At 40.1% G+C, this 16,894-nt stretch carries 16 protein-coding genes; 14 read left to right on the top strand and 2 right to left on the bottom strand.

Annotated features, from left to right (window positions below; all coding sequences use genetic code 11):
* Window positions 1-6 precede the first annotated feature (6 nt).
* From L3V38_RS07030 to L3V38_RS06970, 13 genes are all read left to right on the top strand, one after another.
* Window positions 7-1,314, top strand: a complete 1,308-nt coding sequence (locus tag L3V38_RS07030) for an amidohydrolase family protein (protein WP_237118887.1) — start codon at window positions 7-9, stop codon at window positions 1,312-1,314.
* 8 nt (window positions 1,315-1,322) lie between these two features.
* Complete coding sequence (locus L3V38_RS07025) at window positions 1,323-1,727, top strand: DUF4440 domain-containing protein (RefSeq protein WP_062567970.1); 405 nt, start codon at window positions 1,323-1,325, stop codon at window positions 1,725-1,727.
* A gap of 17 nt (window positions 1,728-1,744) precedes the next feature.
* On the top strand, window positions 1,745-2,956 hold the full coding sequence (locus L3V38_RS07020; RefSeq protein WP_237118886.1) for an ATP-binding protein: 1,212 nt from the start codon (window positions 1,745-1,747) through the stop codon (window positions 2,954-2,956).
* A complete protein-coding gene (locus L3V38_RS07015) occupies window positions 2,953-3,486 on the top strand; it encodes a response regulator (protein ID WP_130152146.1) in 534 nt (177 codons plus the stop codon). Before L3V38_RS07020 ends, L3V38_RS07015 begins: the two co-directional genes overlap by 4 nt.
* Window positions 3,487-3,585: 99 nt before the next feature.
* Window positions 3,586-3,990: a DUF1761 domain-containing protein gene (locus L3V38_RS07010; protein WP_130152145.1), complete on the top strand. Its 405-nt coding sequence runs from the start codon at window positions 3,586-3,588 to the stop codon at window positions 3,988-3,990.
* 42 nt (window positions 3,991-4,032) lie between these two features.
* Window positions 4,033-4,284, top strand: a complete 252-nt coding sequence (locus L3V38_RS07005; protein ID WP_237118885.1) for a hypothetical protein — start codon at window positions 4,033-4,035, stop codon at window positions 4,282-4,284.
* Between the two features lie 149 nt (window positions 4,285-4,433).
* Window positions 4,434-4,706, top strand: a complete 273-nt coding sequence (locus L3V38_RS07000; protein WP_062567966.1) for a hypothetical protein — start codon at window positions 4,434-4,436, stop codon at window positions 4,704-4,706.
* A gap of 149 nt (window positions 4,707-4,855) precedes the next feature.
* Window positions 4,856-6,874, top strand: coding sequence for a TonB-dependent receptor (locus tag L3V38_RS06995; protein ID WP_237118884.1), 2,019 nt, complete (start codon window positions 4,856-4,858; stop codon window positions 6,872-6,874).
* A gap of 23 nt (window positions 6,875-6,897) precedes the next feature.
* Entirely contained in the window at window positions 6,898-8,637 is a 1,740-nt protein-coding gene (locus L3V38_RS06990; RefSeq protein ID WP_237118883.1) for an ATP-binding protein, read from the top strand.
* Entirely contained in the window at window positions 8,634-10,004 is a 1,371-nt protein-coding gene (locus L3V38_RS06985) for a sigma-54 dependent transcriptional regulator (protein WP_237118882.1), read from the top strand. Before L3V38_RS06990 ends, L3V38_RS06985 begins: the two co-directional genes overlap by 4 nt.
* A 230-nt stretch (window positions 10,005-10,234) precedes the next feature.
* Window positions 10,235-11,149 carry a porin gene (locus tag L3V38_RS06980; RefSeq protein WP_237119323.1) on the top strand — a complete coding sequence of 305 codons (915 nt, stop codon included), beginning with the start codon at window positions 10,235-10,237 and terminating at the stop codon, window positions 11,147-11,149.
* Window positions 11,150-11,205: 56 nt separating this feature from the next.
* On the top strand, window positions 11,206-12,636 hold the full coding sequence (locus L3V38_RS06975; RefSeq protein WP_267136340.1) for an SLC13 family permease: 1,431 nt from the start codon (window positions 11,206-11,208) through the stop codon (window positions 12,634-12,636).
* A gap of 146 nt (window positions 12,637-12,782) precedes the next feature.
* Entirely contained in the window at window positions 12,783-14,180 is a 1,398-nt protein-coding gene (locus L3V38_RS06970; RefSeq protein WP_237119321.1) for a coniferyl aldehyde dehydrogenase, read from the top strand.
* 16 nt (window positions 14,181-14,196) lie between these two features.
* Here L3V38_RS06970 and L3V38_RS06965 read toward each other — a convergent pair whose 3' ends face one another.
* Entirely contained in the window at window positions 14,197-14,922 is a 726-nt protein-coding gene (locus L3V38_RS06965) for a tetratricopeptide repeat protein (protein WP_237118881.1), read from the bottom strand.
* Between the two features lie 538 nt (window positions 14,923-15,460).
* On the opposite strand from L3V38_RS06965, the gene L3V38_RS06960 reads away from it, so the two are divergent.
* Entirely contained in the window at window positions 15,461-16,306 is an 846-nt protein-coding gene (locus L3V38_RS06960) for a DUF6279 family lipoprotein (protein ID WP_237118880.1), read from the top strand.
* A gap of 45 nt (window positions 16,307-16,351) precedes the next feature.
* Here L3V38_RS06960 and L3V38_RS06955 read toward each other — a convergent pair whose 3' ends face one another.
* Complete coding sequence (locus L3V38_RS06955) at window positions 16,352-16,858, bottom strand: hypothetical protein (protein WP_237118879.1); 507 nt, start codon at window positions 16,856-16,858, stop codon at window positions 16,352-16,354.
* Between the last annotated feature and the right edge of the window lie 36 nt (window positions 16,859-16,894).

Below are 16,894 nucleotides of genomic sequence, written 5' to 3'. Positions count from 1 at the left end.
GCGATCATGAAAAAAATAAATCTAAAAATAAGCACATTATCGGTACTGTCTTTATTATCCGCATTTGCTGTTAACGCACAAACGACGATTATTTACGCTGGAAAAATGCTCGCAGGCACTGAGCAAGATGTAAAAGAGAAGCAAACACTTGTTATTGAAGATAACAAAATTGCTGCGATAAAATCAGGCTACTTAACTAAAGAGCAGTTAAATCTCAGTGATGCTGATGTTATTGATTTAAAAAATCAGATGGTATTGCCAGGTCTTATTGACATGCATGTACATGTTACGTTTGAGCGCGATGCAAAACGTAACCCACATAAATGGACCACCGAATACGAAGCAGATAATGCACTACGTTCTTTAAAGTATTTACAGCGCACCGTGAATGCTGGTTTTACCTCTGTGCGTGACCTTGGTAGTAGCTATCAAGTTATTTTTCCATTGAAGCGAGCTATAGAACGTGGCGATATCGTGGGCCCGCGTATTTTTGCTGCAGGAGATATGATCACTCCAACGGGTGGTCATGCTGATATGCATGGCTATCGTCGAGACATCAGTGAAGCTGTAGGTGCGGGGTTAGGGGTCTGTAATGGGGCTGACGATTGCACTAGAGCAGTTCGTGATGTGATAAAAAGTGGCGCTGATGTGATCAAAATCACGGCAACTGGCGGGGTTTTGAGTAATACTGCCGCAGGTGTTAATCAACAATTTACCGATGAAGAGCTTTTTGCAATCGTTAATACAGCGCATCATTTGGGGCGAAAAGTAACGGCTCACGCACACGGTACACAAGGAATAAAAGCCGCATTAAAGGCGGGGGTTGATTCAATTGAACATGGCTCGTTTTTAGATAAAGAAACGATAAAGCTATTTAAACAGCATGACGCGTATTTGGTACCAACCTTGTTAGCAGGTGCTACTGTTAAAAAAGAGGTTTTAAGTAATCCAAACATGCCTAAGGCCATAGCAGATAAAGTTGAGTTTGTGGCTCCAAAAATGCGAGCCTCATTTAAACTAGCGCTAAAAAATAACGTTAAAATTGCATTTGGTACTGATTCAGGCGTCTCAAAGCATGGTGATAACGCCGATGAATTTGCACTCCTTGTAAAGTATGGTATGACACCTACGCAGGCTATAAAATCAGCGACTGTTGAGGCGGCAAAGTTGTTAGGGCAAAGCGAGAAACTGGGTGACTTGAGTGTTGGTAAGCAAGCGGATATCATCAGTGTTAACACACACGTTCTTAATGATATAAGTCAGCTAAACAGCGTCAACTTTGTTATGCAGGGCGGTAAAGTGCTCAAACAGTAAGGGTAAAGATGAGCGGAAAAATTAAAGCGACGTTATTTAATCATTTGATTGATGCGGAAAGACAATTGCTAGAGCCTGAGGTGAGACAATCAACTGAGGCTCTTGATGCATTGCTCGATGATGATTTTATTGAGATTGCCGCAGACGGCACGTCATTTAATAAATTCCAAGTGTTAACCCGTCTACCTACAGAAGTTGTTCCACAGTTTTATAATCAACACTTTAAAGGCCGTATGCTGAGTGATGATATTGCGCAATTAAGCTATCAAGCTGCGTTTAGGCGCTCTGCGCGTGCAGAATTTAATTATTCTGTGCGTATGTCGCTTTGGCGTTTTAATGGCAAGCAATGGCAAATGGTCTTTCATCAAGGCACCCCCTGTGCTGTGTTTACTATTTCTATGGACGATGATTAAGTCGTAAAGAGTCCGCTATGCAAACCGATCCGGCTATAAGTCGTTTATTAGTACTTCGTAGTGCCGCCATTGCAGTGCAATTTATTGCGGTGATTGCGGTTTATTTTCTATTTGAATATCAGATTGCTTTACTGCCTCTACTCACTGTTATTTGTGTTGAAGCCGTTTTTCAACTGTTGAGTATTTTTGCTTATCGAAAAGTAACAAAAGCCAAGCCAATGGCTGTTTTAATGCAACTTACCGCTGATCTCCTGTTTTTAACTATTTTACTCTCGTTAAGTGGCGGTGCAACGAATGCATTTGTCTCGCTATTGTTGTTGCCAATAATGATAGCCGCGGTTTCTGTGAGTGCTAAGGGGCTTGCCTATATCGCAGTGTTAGCAATAGCTGCCTACAGTTTTTTACTGATAAAAATGCCTGAACACACCATGCACCAAATGCAGATGACGCATCATTTTATCGGTATGTGGATAAACTTTGTTATTAGTGCCATTGTTATCGCGTTTGTCATTGGCACATTAAATAGCACGTTAAGATCAAGAGAAGCCACTATTGCTCGAACCCGCGAGCAGCAGTTAAGACATGAGCAACTATTGACACTCGATGGTGCCGCAGCCCAAGTGACGCATCAATTAGCAACACCGATTGCCAACTTACAGTTGTTATTCGAAGAGCTGCAAGAGCAACAGTCAGATGATCCTATTGTACGAGAAATGGCTAAGCCATTAGCACAATGTAAAGAACAACTTGAGCATTTCAGAGCACTTTCAAATGCCTTAAGAACCGGCGAAACTCAGCAGGTGATTAGCGCCGAAACATTACAAAACACCATTCAAGATGCTATGACACTGCATTTCCCTGAGCAACGCTTACATTGGTTAAATGATGCGCCCAAGTGCTCTATATTAAGTGATGCCATGCTGCTGCCTGCCATTTTAAATTTATTGCAAAATGCAGTCTCGGCAAATAATAATAACCAGCAAAATACTATTGAAGCCGATTGGCAAAGCGATAAGCAACAACTTTCATTGTCTTTACGTGATTTTGGTCAAGGCTTTAGTGAGCAGCAAATGGCATCATTAGGTGGTCAGCTAATGCCAAGTAGCGCAGGTATGGGTATGGCAGTCATGCTATCTAATGCGACCTTAGAGCGCTTAAATGGCTCATTAACACTATGTAATCACCCTAAGCAAGGTGCCATTGCGATGGTTAGTTTAAAAATTGTATGAAACTTTTAATTATCGAAGACGATGTAAACCTTGCTAATACATTGGCAAGGCGTTTTGCAAAACAGGGTTTTGAATGTGAACTTGCTCATAGCAGTGAACATGCATTTGAAAAAGTTGCCGCTTTTAAGGCAAGTCACTTTTTGGTGGATTTAAAACTTGGCGATGATAATGGTCTTACATTAATTAAACCAATCAGAACACAATTTCCAACGGCTCGAATAGTGTTATTAACAGGGTTTGCTAGTATTGCCAGTGCTGTCGAAGCTATTCGTTTAGGTGCAGACGACTACCTACCAAAACCTGTCGATTTTAATTCATTATTAAAAACCATGTTAGGTGACACTGAGATAAGTTCATCACTGAGTGACACTCAGCCGAGTCAAGTTATGTCGCCCGAACGCCTTGAATGGGAGCATATTCAACATGTGCTGCACAGGAACGAGGGGAATATTTCCCAAACAGCTAGGCAATTAAATATGCATAGGCGTACGTTACAACGAAAATTACAAAAAAAGCCTGTTCAGCAGTAACTCCAAACTGCTCACCTTCTATTTGTCCCATTTTATTTGCTGCTTTGAGGATCCTTAACTACATTCAGAAATAATCACTAGCTGTATGAGTCTTGGTGTATGGATTTTTCAGAGCTTAATTTTTTGGCTATCTTATTTGCTGCACTTGCTTCCTTTTTACTGGGCGCTGTTTGGTATTCTCCATGGTTATTTAAACGTATTTGGATGGAAAGTTGTGGCTTAACCGAGCTGGATTTACAGCAAATTAATCCTTTTCGTGTGTTTGGCGGCAGTTTTATTCTATGTTGCGTCATTTCTTTTACCTTAGCTTTGTTTATTGGAAAGCAAATAAGTGTTGGTTTGTCTGTTGGAACAGGTTTTATGGTAGGACTATGCTGGGTGAGTAGTTCACTTGGCTTGTGCTACATCTTTGAGCAACGGCCATTAAAATTGTTTTTAGTTAACGCTGGTTATTCAATTCTACAATTTTCAGTTATTGGTTTGGTTTTGGGTGTATGGCCTTAGCCATGTTAGCATAGCTCGTCAAATTCAAGTGATGAGAGGTTCATGGCTAAACCTAATAAAAAAGGGCCGACAAAAACGGTCGATATTTTCTGCAGTCAATGTAAAACACAGTTATTCAAATATCGAAAAGGTGGCAAAGGCGCGCTGGTTAAATGTTTTATCGAGCGCATAAGTCAAGATTTTACTTCTAAACAGGGTGTATGTCCGCAATGTGAACGCCCGTTTGCACGCGAAACGATGATCCGTGGTGCACCCGCATTAAAAATTATTGGTGGCAAGGTGACCCATAAATAGAATTTAAAATACGGACATTTATCCTCGTTTGTACATTTTGTTTTGATACCATTGCTCGGTTTGCTGTTTCAACGAATGAAATCAACCCTCCCCATGGATTGGGCCAGTTATTTGGGTATAAACAAATTGAATATAATGGACACATAAACGTGATAGCACTTTTATTTGATATTATTGGCATGACAGGTACATTTCTAGTTGTTGGTGCTTTTTTCTTACTGCAACTAAACAAAGCCTCTCCTACAGGGCTTGTTTACAACATGATGAACTTAACAGGCGCGATTTTGCTGTTAATTAGCCTGTGCTACAATTTCAACTTAGCCAGTTTTGTTATTGAGATCTTCTGGATTGCAGCCTCTTTAATCGGGTTGTATAAATACATCAAAAACAAACGCACAGACAGCGCAAAGCAATTTAGCTAGAAAAGTTTAATAATCTCTTTGTGGCTAAGAGATAAAAGCTCATTAATTACGCATTTAAGCTATTGTTAATGAGCTTTTTTGTGTCTTTAACTATAAAAATATTGCAAGCGTGTCTATCTTTTGTATTAATAGTGTAAATGGTGTGTTGCATGTCAGCACGTTGCTTTGATACAGGTCTTACGCAGCAAATGTTTTTAAGATGTTCAGCAATTCTCTCACTTTCTTTGTATTCGGCCGCTTCTACTGCTGAACTGGTGAATATTGAGCAAGATTTATTTAGCCTAAGCTTTGAAGATTTACTCAATGTGCAGGTTGATATCGCTAGTAAAACGAATGAAACCCTTTCTTCAGTTCCCTCAACGATGAGTGTGTTTACTCGAAAACAAATACAGGCTTTAGGGGTCGATAATGCCTATGAGGTGATGAACTTTGTTCCTGGCATGCAATCAACGCGAGGAGACTGGGTTGGTGCGGTACCTAAAGAACATGCACGCGGCGTCTATTTAGATAATGGTAATGTCTTAGTGATGATCAATGGAGAGCGAGTCAATGAATCATCATTTGGTAAAGCATCAGTTTACATGCCATATATTCCTATTGATATTATTGAAAAAATTGAGTTTATAAGAGGTCCAGGCTCGGCCTTGTACGGTAGTAATGCGTTTCTTGGTGTGATGAATATTGTCACAAGTAAAGATCGTAATTCACTCAATCTGCTTGCTGGTAGTAACGGTCGTCTTGGGGTGACTGGGCAGTTCCACAAACAATTTAACGAACAAACATCTGCTTTTTTTTCATTTTCTTATGACAAAAAAGACGGCGAGAAATACTCACAAGGCGTAAGAGATCCTTTAGAAGCTGTTTATTTTGAAGCAGGGCTTGATATTGAGCAACTTGAACTGCGTGCCCGATACAACAAAACAAAACTGGATGAATTTTTAAATCTTGCTGGTTACTCATCTCAAAACCAACACACAAGTGATAATCAGTTTTTAGGTGCCAACTACACATGGTTTGAAAGCGAGAATCTAACCATTGATAGCCATGTATCTTATACCGAACATGCTATTTCTAGTGCAGGCTTAATTGCGGCTTTTACTGATATACCCGATTTTTTACTTGGGCCTAAGTGGCAAACGACAGACACTAAATTTGATACCGAATTAAACTACCAATTTGATAATCAATGGCAGTTAGTAGCGGGTTTAGAATATGCTCAAGCTGAGCAGGTAGAGGCGGGCGTTAGAACCACCTATTATGATAGCGAATCTGAACTAGTCATAGTTGCGCCAGAGTATTATCAACAAGGCATTGTTACTGTATTAGACTTTCCTGAATTTGACTCGTTGAAATATACTTTTGAGACTTACAGTGCCTATGGGCAGGTAAAAATTCCTTACTCTGATACGTTAACGTTTTTTGTTGGAGCACGTTATGACAACGTTAAGAACATTGATAGTAAATTATCACCGCGCTTAGCAGGTATACTTGTTATTAATCCTCAACATACATTAAAAGTTCAATATGGCGAATCGTTCAGGACACCTGTCACTAATGAGTTATTTTCAAACGACAATGTAACCATTGGCAACCCTTCACTCAGCTCTGAACAAATAAAAACGACAGAGCTTGTTTGGCATTATGAAACTGACAAATTACAAACGAATACAGTTTTGTTCTACAACGAATTAAATGACTTTGTAAACGTAGAACCCTACCAAGGAAATGAGGCTTTCTTTACCTTTGCTAACTCATTTAATACGCAAAATAGTGGTGTTGAGCTAGATGGCGTATGGCAAATTGATGAAAACCTGCGCTTGTCTGGAACTTACACGCAGTACTTCCATGATCCAATTAACCCTAGCTTTAAGCGATTTGCTAGTTTAATTACCAGCTACAATCTTTTTGATAACTGGCAATTCAATTTAAATGTAATTTGGCGTGATACAGTAGAGGTAACTGCTGAAAATGGCGATTACTTTAAACAATCTGCATATAGTTTACTGGGTGGAAGTATCAAATGGCAGTTAACGGATAAAAGCCATTTAGCCTTAAAATCTGAGAATTTATTTGGCAAACGCTATGACGTTTTTGATCCTCGCGTTGCCAGTGGTGCTGTCGCTGGAACAACCGAAGAATTATCGTTACACTACCAAGTCAAATTCTAGTAGTGTTATGACTTAAGGTCACAATGTCATCGTTAAGTAAAAAATTAGTGGGCGCGGTAGCGCTGTTGGTGTGCTTATTAGTACTTGTTTTTTACTTTGGTAGACAACACGACTTTGATAAAGCCAAGCAGCAAAGTGCTGTTCAAGCGTCGCAATTGAGCCATTACTTTTCAAGTGAATTGGCTCGCTTTGCAACAATCCCCTCTCTTGTTAGTGCAAATAACTTAGTTAAATCGTTCGTTTCGAATAAAAAAGTTGGCGAGCAAGCCGTTAATTATTATTTAGAAGATATTCAAAGAGCTAGCGGAGCATCGGATGTTTACTTAATGGACTTAACAGGCTCAGTCATCGCAAGTAGTAACTGGCAAGTTGACTATACCTTTTTAGGAAGTAACTTTGCGTTTAGGCCGTACTTTTATTTAGCTAAAAACAAACAAAAAGTAGCCTACTTCGCCCTTGGAATGCGTTCTAGTGAACGAGGCTTTTATTTTTCGGAACCTGTGATTGAAGATGGCAAAGTAATTGCCGTTGTCAGCTTAAAAGTCAATGCAAAAAAGTTTGAACAAGATCGCCAACTACTAAATACATCTCAAAGCACACATTTTTATATTTCTTTGCCCGATAGTGTCATCGTGATGTCTGATGTAGCAAGTTGGCGTTTGACTTCGTTGAATAAGTTAAGTGAACAAGATATGGTGAATCTCATTGATTCAAGGCGGTATTTATCGCATATCCCAGAAAGATTAGCTTATTCAGGGCAAGCGCTTAGCGAAAATGTTGCATTACAGCGAATTATGCTCAACGATAAACGCGCAAGCTTTGTTGCCGCATCCCAAAATATCGATATTATTCAAGCGAGAGCGACTGTGCTGGTTGATATAAGTCATTTATCTGCTGCACAAATCCCCAGACTTTTATGGTTTTGTTTATTTTATGTCGTTGTTGCGGCGTTAATTCACATGTCAATGGTGAGGTTTGCTGGCTATAAAAAGTTACTTTTTTCTCGTCATAGCTTGGAGCAAGAAGTTATCGAACGCACACAAGCATTAGAGAAGGCACAAAAGGCGCTTATTCAAACCGCTAAGCTTGCGACAATAGGGCAGTTAAGTGCAGGTATAAACCATGAAATAAACCAACCACTTAGCGCGATGAATACTTATTTGGTGAGTGCCAAACGCCTGCTTATAAAAGGCGATATAGCGCGGGCAAGTGAAAATCTCGTTTTAGTTCAGTCATTAATTGAACGCGTTCATAAAATTGTTGCACAACTTAAGCACTTTAGTAAGCCATCACAGACTCAGTTACGCCAACATAGCCTCGCCCAGATGTTAAAAAATGCCTTGATGATCGCAAGCGCCCAACTTAAGCAAGATGCCGTTACTATTAAAAGCGCAGCTATCGATGAGCATATAAGCGTGTGGGTCGATAGCGTTAAGTTTGAACAAGTTTTAGTGAATGTAATAACCAATGCTAGCCAAGCTATGTCTGAGTGTGAACAGCGAGAGTTAAGTTTCGAATTAGAGTTATTTGATAATCGTGTGAAATTATCGATATTAGATACGGGGCCTGGTATTGATCAGCACGCCTTAGGAAATATTTTTGAGCCATTTTACAGCACTAAGACCAGTAATGGTTTAGGGTTGGGTTTATCAATTTCACGGCAAATAATAGACTCATTCAATGGCCGTTTGAGTGCCCATAACAGGCCTGCTGGTGGTGCTCAATTTATTATTACATTGCAAACGAATAAGGAAACACAATGAGCTTAGTTACGGGGGCTTGTAAGCAAGTCATTGTTATTGATGATGAGGCCATGATCCGAGATTCATTGAAGCAACTACTGGAAATTGAAGGCTATCAAGTGCAATGTTTTAATGAACCTGTGAGCGCTTTAACAAAGTTAAGCCGCCGCTTTGAGGGAGTTGTTTTAAGTGATATTAATATGCCGAAAATGGACGGCTTGGCTTTTCTTGAGCAAGTAAAAGCATTTGATAGCGAATTACCTGTTATCTTTTTAACGGGGTTTGCTGATGTCTCTGTTGCTGTAAAAGCCATGCAACTTGGCGCCTATGATTTATTTGAAAAGCCACTCACAGAGCAACTGCTTGACTGTCTTGCTCGCGCTTGTGAAAAGCGTGCTTTAGTAATGGAGAATCGCGCATTAAAACTCGCAGTCGAAAAAACCTCTGCCCCAGGTGTGCGTATTTTAGGCGAAACCGAACAAATGCAGCAAATGATGCATTTACTCAATGCCGTGATAGATACGCCCGCAGATGTATTAATTGAGGGAGAGACAGGTACCGGTAAAGAGCTTGTGGCTCGTTACCTACATGATCAAAGTAATCGTTCTAGTGCTAATTTTGTTGCTATTAACTGCGGCGCTATTCCAGAGCAATTAATCGAGAGTGAATTATTTGGTGCGGCCAGTGGTGCATACACAGGAGCGACTCAGTCGCGCCAAGGTAAGTTTGAATTTGCCAAAGGTGGGACCGTTTTTCTAGATGAGATCGAATCAACACCGGCTAGCTTACAAGTAAAGTTACTTCGTGTTCTTGAAGAAAGGAGAGTAACTCCAGTGGGGGATAACCATGCAATCGACCTTGATGTGCGTATTGTTGCAGCGACCAAAGTTGATTTGCTAAAACTGGTTGAAACGGGCGATTTCAGAGCCGATTTATACTATCGGTTAAATTTAGTTAAAGTAAGTATTCCTGCTCTTCGAGATAGAAAGGCAGATATTCCATTGTTATTTAAGCACTTTAGCTCGATTGCTGCGACACGCTTTCATAAGCCGCCCGCACCACTTAGCACCGAGGCTAAGCAGCGGTTGCTCGCCTATGATTGGCCTGGGAATGTTCGAGAACTCAGAAACCAAGCTGAGCGTGCTGTGTTGCTCGGCTCTGATTTAGCATTTGCCTCTTATAACCAAAGCAATAATGACAATGAACTTGCTCAGGATTTAAGCTTAGCGGAAAAAGTCAGTTTTTATGAGCAATCATTAATTGAAGATGCGCTAGAGCGAAATAACGCGAGTATCAAAAATACCATGGCCACCTTGCAGATTGCACGCAAAACTCTTTATGACAAGATGGCAAAATATGGAATCAACCGCGATATGTTTAAAGACTAGTGTGGGTTTGGTGACAACTAAGCGTTTTAATTGTGTGGAAAACCGCACGTTTTTCACCATCTAAATTGATTAAATAGTGACATAGCACTGTTATTAAAGGTATTTAATTTAACATTCTGAGTTGGCAACCAATTTGCCTCTGTAGTTAGGAACAGCAATTTGAACCTAATAACAGGGGGCACATAATGACAACAATATTAACTCAAACAAAAACATACCTAGCGGCGAGTATGGCTATCGCCTGTTTTGCAAACTCAGCATTTGCTGCTGATTATGCAATATATGGTAAAGCAGAAGTCCAAATCGCAAACACAGATACAGGTGTTATGCGCTATGTCGATGAAGGTACTCAAATTGAAGCACCGTTTTCTCGAATTGGCATTAAAGGTAGTCATAAACTAACCGAGTCTTTAAAAGCCGTTTTCAAATATGAAGTGCAAGTAAAAGGCTTTGAGCATGATGATACTGACGAACCGTTTTCAGCTCGCAACACTTACTTAGGCCTTGCTGGCGATTTTGGTGAAGTGGTTGTTGGTCGTAATGATACCCGTTTTAAATACTCAGAAGGTAAGATAGACGGCTTTAACGAAACCCAAGCAGATATTGCACAGCTTATTCCAGGCCAAGATCGTATTGGTGACACGATTACATACAGTTCTAAAACCTATGGTGGTGCATCTTTAGCACTTACTTATGCGCCTAAAGATGATAGCAGTAATGATGAGGCTGGTTTTGCTGCAACTATTATTTATGGTGACCGTGCATTAAAATCAAAAACATACTATGTTGCCATAAGCCATGTTGATGCGTTAAATAAATTAACAGCAAGTCGTGTTGTTGCAACTTGGAAGTATGACAATTTGCAACTGGGTGGTTTATTTCAACGCAGTGAATCTACCGACGGCATAAAAGAAGGGAATGGTTATGCACTCAGTGCTAGTTACACGATTGATAAGTGGGTACCAAAGCTTCAATACGTGAAAGATGACTCTAAAATCCGTCATGCAGAAGAGGGCAAGCAATGGACAGCGGGACTTGATTACGTATTTGATAAACAAACTACGGCTTACCTATTTTACACTGATTTAGATCTTGAACTTGAATCAGACAACAGTATTGCGCTTGGTCTTAAATACAAGTTCTAGGAGTTAGTATGTCATTAGTTAATCAAACAAAAGATGGTACACAGCCACGTCCATTAATGAGCACAGTTATGTTATTACTAGGCCCATTAGTGATGCTGTTAACGTGTTTTATTGAGCCACCTGCTGGTATGAGTGTGCCAGCTTTAAGAACGGCAGGCCTTGCTTTTTGGATGGCTTCTTGGTGGGTGAGTGAAGTTGTGCCAATTCCTGCAACATCTTTATTGCCTCTTGTTATATCTCCTCTTGCTGACATTGCAGCAATCAAAGGCGTCGCAGCACCTTATGCACACCCTTTGATCTTTTTATTCTTAGGCGGCTTTTTGATCTCAATCGCGATGGAGCGTTGGGGTCTACATAAGCGTATTGCACTCAATACCATGCTTCGAGCAGGGACAAAGCCAAGCCTACAAATTTTAGCCATGATGTTGGTAACGGCATTCTTGTCAATGTGGATGTCTAATACAGCAACAGCGGTTATGATGTTACCAATTGCGATGTCGATTACTATGTTGGTTAAGCAGTCAAACCCAGAAAATGACCAATTTGGTAAAGCATTATTATTATCAATCGCTTATGGTGCAAGTATTGGGGGTATTGCAACACTTATTGGTACTCCTCCAAATGCGTTAATGGCCGCCTATTTATCAGACAGCTACAAGATAGATATTGGCTTTGCTGAGTGGATGAAAGTCGGTGTACCACTTGCGACCGTTATGCTTATTTTATGCTGGGTGTGGTTGACTAAATTTGCTTATAAAGTAGATACACAATGTGCAAAAGCGGCCAGTAAAGACACTAAATCACTCTTTTTGTCTCAGCTTCAAGAGCTTGGAGCAATGCAGCGTGCAGAGAAGGGCGTTGCCTTGGTATTTGCTTTAGCAGCTATTTGCTGGATCTTCAGACCTTTGATCGCTGACTACTCAGGGTTGAATGTATCAGATACTGGGATTGCTATTGCAGCTGCGCTGCTGTTATTTGTACTGCCTGCTAATAAAGGCGATGGTGAGCGTATACTTGATTGGGAAAGTGCAGCGAAAGTACCGTGGGGTGTGTTACTTCTGTTCGGTGGTGGTTTAACATTGGCAGCACAAATAAAGTCATCAGGCTTAGCTGAATACATAGCGCATATGATTGAAGGTGCCAGTGCTATACCTCTGGTACTGAGCGTATTAGCCGTAACCGCGTTAATTACTTTCTTGACAGAGATTACCAGTAACACAGCGACAGCTGCTGGCTTCTTGCCACTGTTAGGTCCGGTTGCTGAATCAGTATTTGGTACCCCACTTGTTTGGGTTATTCCAGCGGCAATCGCGTGTAGTTGTGCATTTATGATGCCTGTAGCAACACCACCAAATGCCATTGTGTTTGGTTCTGGGCAAATTCAAATGCGTGACATGATCCGCTCTGGTTTTGCACTGAATATTATCGCCATTGCGATGATCACTATAGTGACAATGACCCTTGTAGCTGCTGTTTTCGGCTTCTGAACAGTCAGCGTTTAAACCAACCATCCAACCAATAAACAGCACCCAACTGGGTGCTGTTTTTCAATGTGTAATATTGCCCACAGAATTATAGAAGGTTATAGTCTGAACTTAATCTTTTAAGGGGTTCAATTTTGACGAATACTCAAATGGGTTTGATTAATCAATTCGAGCAGCTGAATAACGCTTTTTTATCTCAACCTTTCCTGCCAATACAGACACGTATAAACCTCTTAAAAACGATTAAAAAGAGGTTGATTGAGAATGAGCAACAGCTTGTTGCTGCTGCGAGTAAAGACTTTGGCTATCGAACAAGTTTTGATACTGTGCTAGGAGATTTGCTACCGACAGTTAAAGCGATTTCTGATACCATAAAGCGTTTACCCAAGTGGACGCGTAACGAATCTCGTTCTGTTGGGATCAGCTTATGGCCTTCACATGCCCACATCCAATATCAACCTAAAGGGGTTGTGGGTGTTATAGCGCCTTGGAATTACCCTATTCAGTTATCCCTTGTGCCTGTTATTAGCGCTTTAGCCGCTGGTAATCGGGTTATGCTAAAACTCAGCGAGTTTACCCCCCATACAAATGCACAGTTAACAGAAATATTCAAAGATGAGCTTGCAAACCATTGTTTTGTAGTCGAAGGAGGCCCTGACATTGCCGCCGCATTTAGTGACATACCGTTTGCACATCTGTTGTTCACGGGTTCAACCTCGGTTGGTCGTAAAGTGATGCAATCGGCAAGTCAGCACTTAACCCCTGTGACCCTTGAATTAGGAGGTAAATCTCCCGTTGTTGTGCTTGATGATGTGAATATTAAAGCCGTTGCTCGCACATTATTATTTGGCAAACTTAATAATGCAGGTCAAATATGTGTTGCGCCTGATTATGTATTTGTTCCAAAAAACCTAGAGCACCAACTTATTCAGCAGCTTTGTGAACTTTATAAACAGCATTATCAGCAAGGTGTTGAAGGAAAAAACCTAACCTCAATAATCTCCGATGCACATTTTGCTCGTTTATCTAGCTATGTAGAAGATGCACAGGCAAAGGGCGCGCAATTGTTTACAGCTCACGAAGAGAATACGGCTGATGAGCTTAAGCATCGTATGGGTTTGCATATTCTCACTCAAGTAAGTGATGATATGAAAGTCATGCAAGAGGAAATTTTCGGACCGATATTACCAATTATGAGCTATGACTCACTCAGCCAAGTAACCACCTATATTAATGGTCGTCCGCATCCGTTGGCTTTGTATATTTTTGGTCATGATTCGACGGTCATTTCTGATCTTAGTGCGGCAATACGAAGTGGTACACTTGCGATTAATGATGTTTTGATGCAGGTAACCGCGGATCAACTACCGTTTGGCGGTATTGGTGAGTCTGGAATGGGGCATTATCATGGCATAGAGGGGTTTAAGACTTTTAGCCATGCTCGCAATACACTGGTGTCAGGAAAGTTTAATCCGCGCACATCAATGCTGTTAAAACAAAATAAATTATTAATAAAGCTATTAAAATGGATGTACTTGCGCCAGTAGGCGCAAGTACCATACATTACAGACGTCCATCAGGCGCATAGAGACCTGCTTGAATTTTAGCGTAAATGGCATCAGCCTTTTCTTTTGCTGCTTCAACCTCTGCTGGCATCATGTTTCGCTCGTCTAGTTTACGGCTATGACTTGCATCCATATTGCCGTTGTATTCAGCAATAGTATTCCAAATATATGATTTTTCGAGATTCTTAGGAACGCCTAAGCCATCATAATACATCAGTGCCATATTAAACTGCGCCAGGGAAAAGTTGTTCGCAGCTGCTTTTTGATACCAACTCATGGCTGTACGGTAATCTTGTAATACACCTTCGCCATTCGCGTACATCACACCTAAATTGTACTGTGCTGCAGGGTGATTTTTTTGCGCCGCCATTTCAAAAAGTGAAATTGCTTTTTCTTTATCTAGCTTCACGCCTTTGCCTTCTTGGTAGAGTACGCCGAGGGCAAACATAGAGTCAGCATGAATTTTCTTAACTGCCTTTTGATAAAGCTCAGCAGCTTTATGGTAGTCACGTTTTACGCCAAAACCACCTTCGTATAATTTGCCAAGTTCATACATGGCAGGGGCATAACCTCTATCAGCCATATAATTATACGTCTGTAGAGCTTCTTCAAATCGTCCCTCGTTAGCGGCTAGTTGGGCGTCTTCGAAACTAGCACTTGCTGCTAAAGGTGAAATAATTAGCGCACCACAAAGTATGAGTGATTTTAAATTAGGCTTGAACATAGTCGGCCTCCAAATGTGTGTTTAAATATCAACTTTTATTGATAATTGCATTGCCATCGTAGCAAAGGGCGAAACATCACTTTTAGTTTAGACCCAACCACTTCAATTGCCCAATTTAGCAGCAATGGCATGCTTTAAAAATTTTAAGTAGGCCTAAGATACAGATTTTACAGAAAAATTAAAGAAATAAAAAAAGCCCTTAGCGGGCTTTTTCGTGTCATATCTACCGTCACCGATATGAGCAATGTAGCAAGTAAAGTGTAACGTTTTATGTCGATGCTCGGGTCGAGGAAGCAACTTACAATCAAGAGTTACATCTTGAACAAACTTGGCGAAGCAATATCAATCTTTTATAAGCATTGATTTTGCTGTGAGAATTTTGAAGTGAACCAAGTTGTTGATAACGATTATTACTTAGGTTCTCGCATTCGTCAATAGTTAAATGATAATTAATTTCATTTAAGTTGGCCAAATAATATTTACACAGTCTATTAACTTGCTAAAGTACTCATTAGGAACAAGGTTTAGAAAAAGAACAATGAACAATTTATTAAAATATTTCGTCATTTTATGTTTAGTTTTTGCCACGGTAGGATGCTCTGCCAGTTTTACATATAACAATCTGGGTTGGTTATCAGGCTTTTGGATTGATGATTATGTTGATCTAAATTCTCAGCAGTCAGACAAATTTAAGCAAATAGTTAAAACCAGCAGAGATTGGCACAGGGAAACACAGTTACCTTTATACAAGAAAGATTTAGAGAGTCTAAAATCGATGCTTGATGTAGATGTTAATCAACAACAGTTAAAACAACACTTCTTGCAAGCTAAACAACATTGGCAAACGTTAGTTGAAAAGCTTGAACCTGATCTGATCAATTTAGCTAACTCGTTGTCGATAGAACAGCGCACTGAATTTGTTGCTGCTATCCAAGCCTCAATTGACGATGAGTATGAGGAATATAAAAAGAAAACACTTGCAGAGCATAAAAAAGAACGCTTAGAAGAGAATCTTGAAAATTATAAAGAATGGCTCGGAAAACTCTCTAATGAGCAAAAAAAGTTAATTGAAACAGCAGCTAACGATCGAATTGAAACCTCTTTACTTTGGCTGGAATATAAGCAAACACGTTTGGATGCACTAAAACAACTCTTTACAGCAGAGAGTAAACGAGAAGATTTTGGCCAAGCCCTAGCGGTGATAATTAATAATCGCAGTTTGTATATGAGCGAAGCGCTAATTAAGGCTGATGATGAGAACCTTGATAACTATGTGGAGCTACTTGTCGCGTTAAAAGGAACCCTCACACAGAAGCAGCGACGTAACATTCATGACGAGTTTGATGAATTAATCGAACAAGTGAGTGATCTAATTGATGACTAAATATTTATTACCTTGAATTAAGCTCAGTGATGTTAAAAAGCAGGCTTATCTTGTTTGCTGATTTAAACATTTGCCAGGCGTGCCGCTCAATAAAAGGTCACCTTTTTCGTCATAGGGCAGGTAGTAATAGAGTGATATAAGTTTCCAATCATTCCCTACATTGACCCATTGCATACTGTTAAGGCCTGTAAAGTCAGCTTTTTTTTGTTCTAGGTTACGCCGAGATTCAACCACGCTTAAAACCGTCGCAAAATCCCCTGACACACGAAGTTCTCGTGATATTTCACATTCATAAAAACCGTTAGGTTTTATTCTATTTTGGCTCGCAATAAATTTACTTGCTTGCATCAAGTTAAATGACGCCTCTCCATTTTTATACGTTATACCAACAACGATAGCATTTTCTTTAAATAGCTGATTAAGTGAATCTATATTTGGCTTGCTCTGGGGGTCATTGGATAAACTGTTCCATAAATTATTTACTTGCTTTTCTAGTAACAGGTTACTAGGTTCTGTCATTGCTAGGGTCGTAGCAAGTAATGAAATGATCATAGTCTTAGCGGGTATCTGTTTTGGGTAATTTTTATT

The organism is Pseudoalteromonas sp. L1 (assembly GCF_021728095.1).
Lineage (GTDB): Bacteria > Pseudomonadota > Gammaproteobacteria > Enterobacterales > Alteromonadaceae > Pseudoalteromonas.
Note: the sequence above shows the minus strand (reverse complement) of the source record. Positions and strands in the feature narration are given on the sequence as shown.

What these genes read in the sequence shown, in the direction of transcription:
- L3V38_RS07015 (WP_130152146.1), top strand. Translation starts at nt 2,953, where the DNA reads ATGAAACTTTTAATTATCGAAGACGATGTAAACCTTGCTAATACATTG.
- L3V38_RS07005 (WP_237118885.1), top strand. Translation starts at nt 4,033, where the DNA reads ATGGCTAAACCTAATAAAAAAGGGCCGACAAAAACGGTCGATATTTTC.
- L3V38_RS06990 (WP_237118883.1), top strand. Translation starts at nt 6,898, where the DNA reads ATGTCATCGTTAAGTAAAAAATTAGTGGGCGCGGTAGCGCTGTTGGTG.
- L3V38_RS06995 (WP_237118884.1), top strand. Translation starts at nt 4,856, where the DNA reads ATGTCAGCACGTTGCTTTGATACAGGTCTTACGCAGCAAATGTTTTTA.
- L3V38_RS06955 (WP_237118879.1), bottom strand. Translation starts at nt 16,858, where the DNA reads ATGATCATTTCATTACTTGCTACGACCCTAGCAATGACAGAACCTAGT.
- L3V38_RS06985 (WP_237118882.1), top strand. Translation starts at nt 8,634, where the DNA reads ATGAGCTTAGTTACGGGGGCTTGTAAGCAAGTCATTGTTATTGATGAT.
- L3V38_RS07010 (WP_130152145.1), top strand. Translation starts at nt 3,586, where the DNA reads ATGGATTTTTCAGAGCTTAATTTTTTGGCTATCTTATTTGCTGCACTT.
- L3V38_RS07025 (WP_062567970.1), top strand. Translation starts at nt 1,323, where the DNA reads ATGAGCGGAAAAATTAAAGCGACGTTATTTAATCATTTGATTGATGCG.
- L3V38_RS06965 (WP_237118881.1), bottom strand. Translation starts at nt 14,922, where the DNA reads ATGTTCAAGCCTAATTTAAAATCACTCATACTTTGTGGTGCGCTAATT.
- L3V38_RS06975 (WP_267136340.1), top strand. Translation starts at nt 11,206, where the DNA reads ATGAGCACAGTTATGTTATTACTAGGCCCATTAGTGATGCTGTTAACG.
- L3V38_RS06970 (WP_237119321.1), top strand. Translation starts at nt 12,783, where the DNA reads ATGGGTTTGATTAATCAATTCGAGCAGCTGAATAACGCTTTTTTATCT.
- L3V38_RS06980 (WP_237119323.1), top strand. Translation starts at nt 10,235, where the DNA reads ATGGCTATCGCCTGTTTTGCAAACTCAGCATTTGCTGCTGATTATGCA.
- L3V38_RS06960 (WP_237118880.1), top strand. Translation starts at nt 15,461, where the DNA reads ATGAACAATTTATTAAAATATTTCGTCATTTTATGTTTAGTTTTTGCC.
- L3V38_RS07020 (WP_237118886.1), top strand. Translation starts at nt 1,745, where the DNA reads ATGCAAACCGATCCGGCTATAAGTCGTTTATTAGTACTTCGTAGTGCC.
- L3V38_RS07030 (WP_237118887.1), top strand. Translation starts at nt 7, where the DNA reads ATGAAAAAAATAAATCTAAAAATAAGCACATTATCGGTACTGTCTTTA.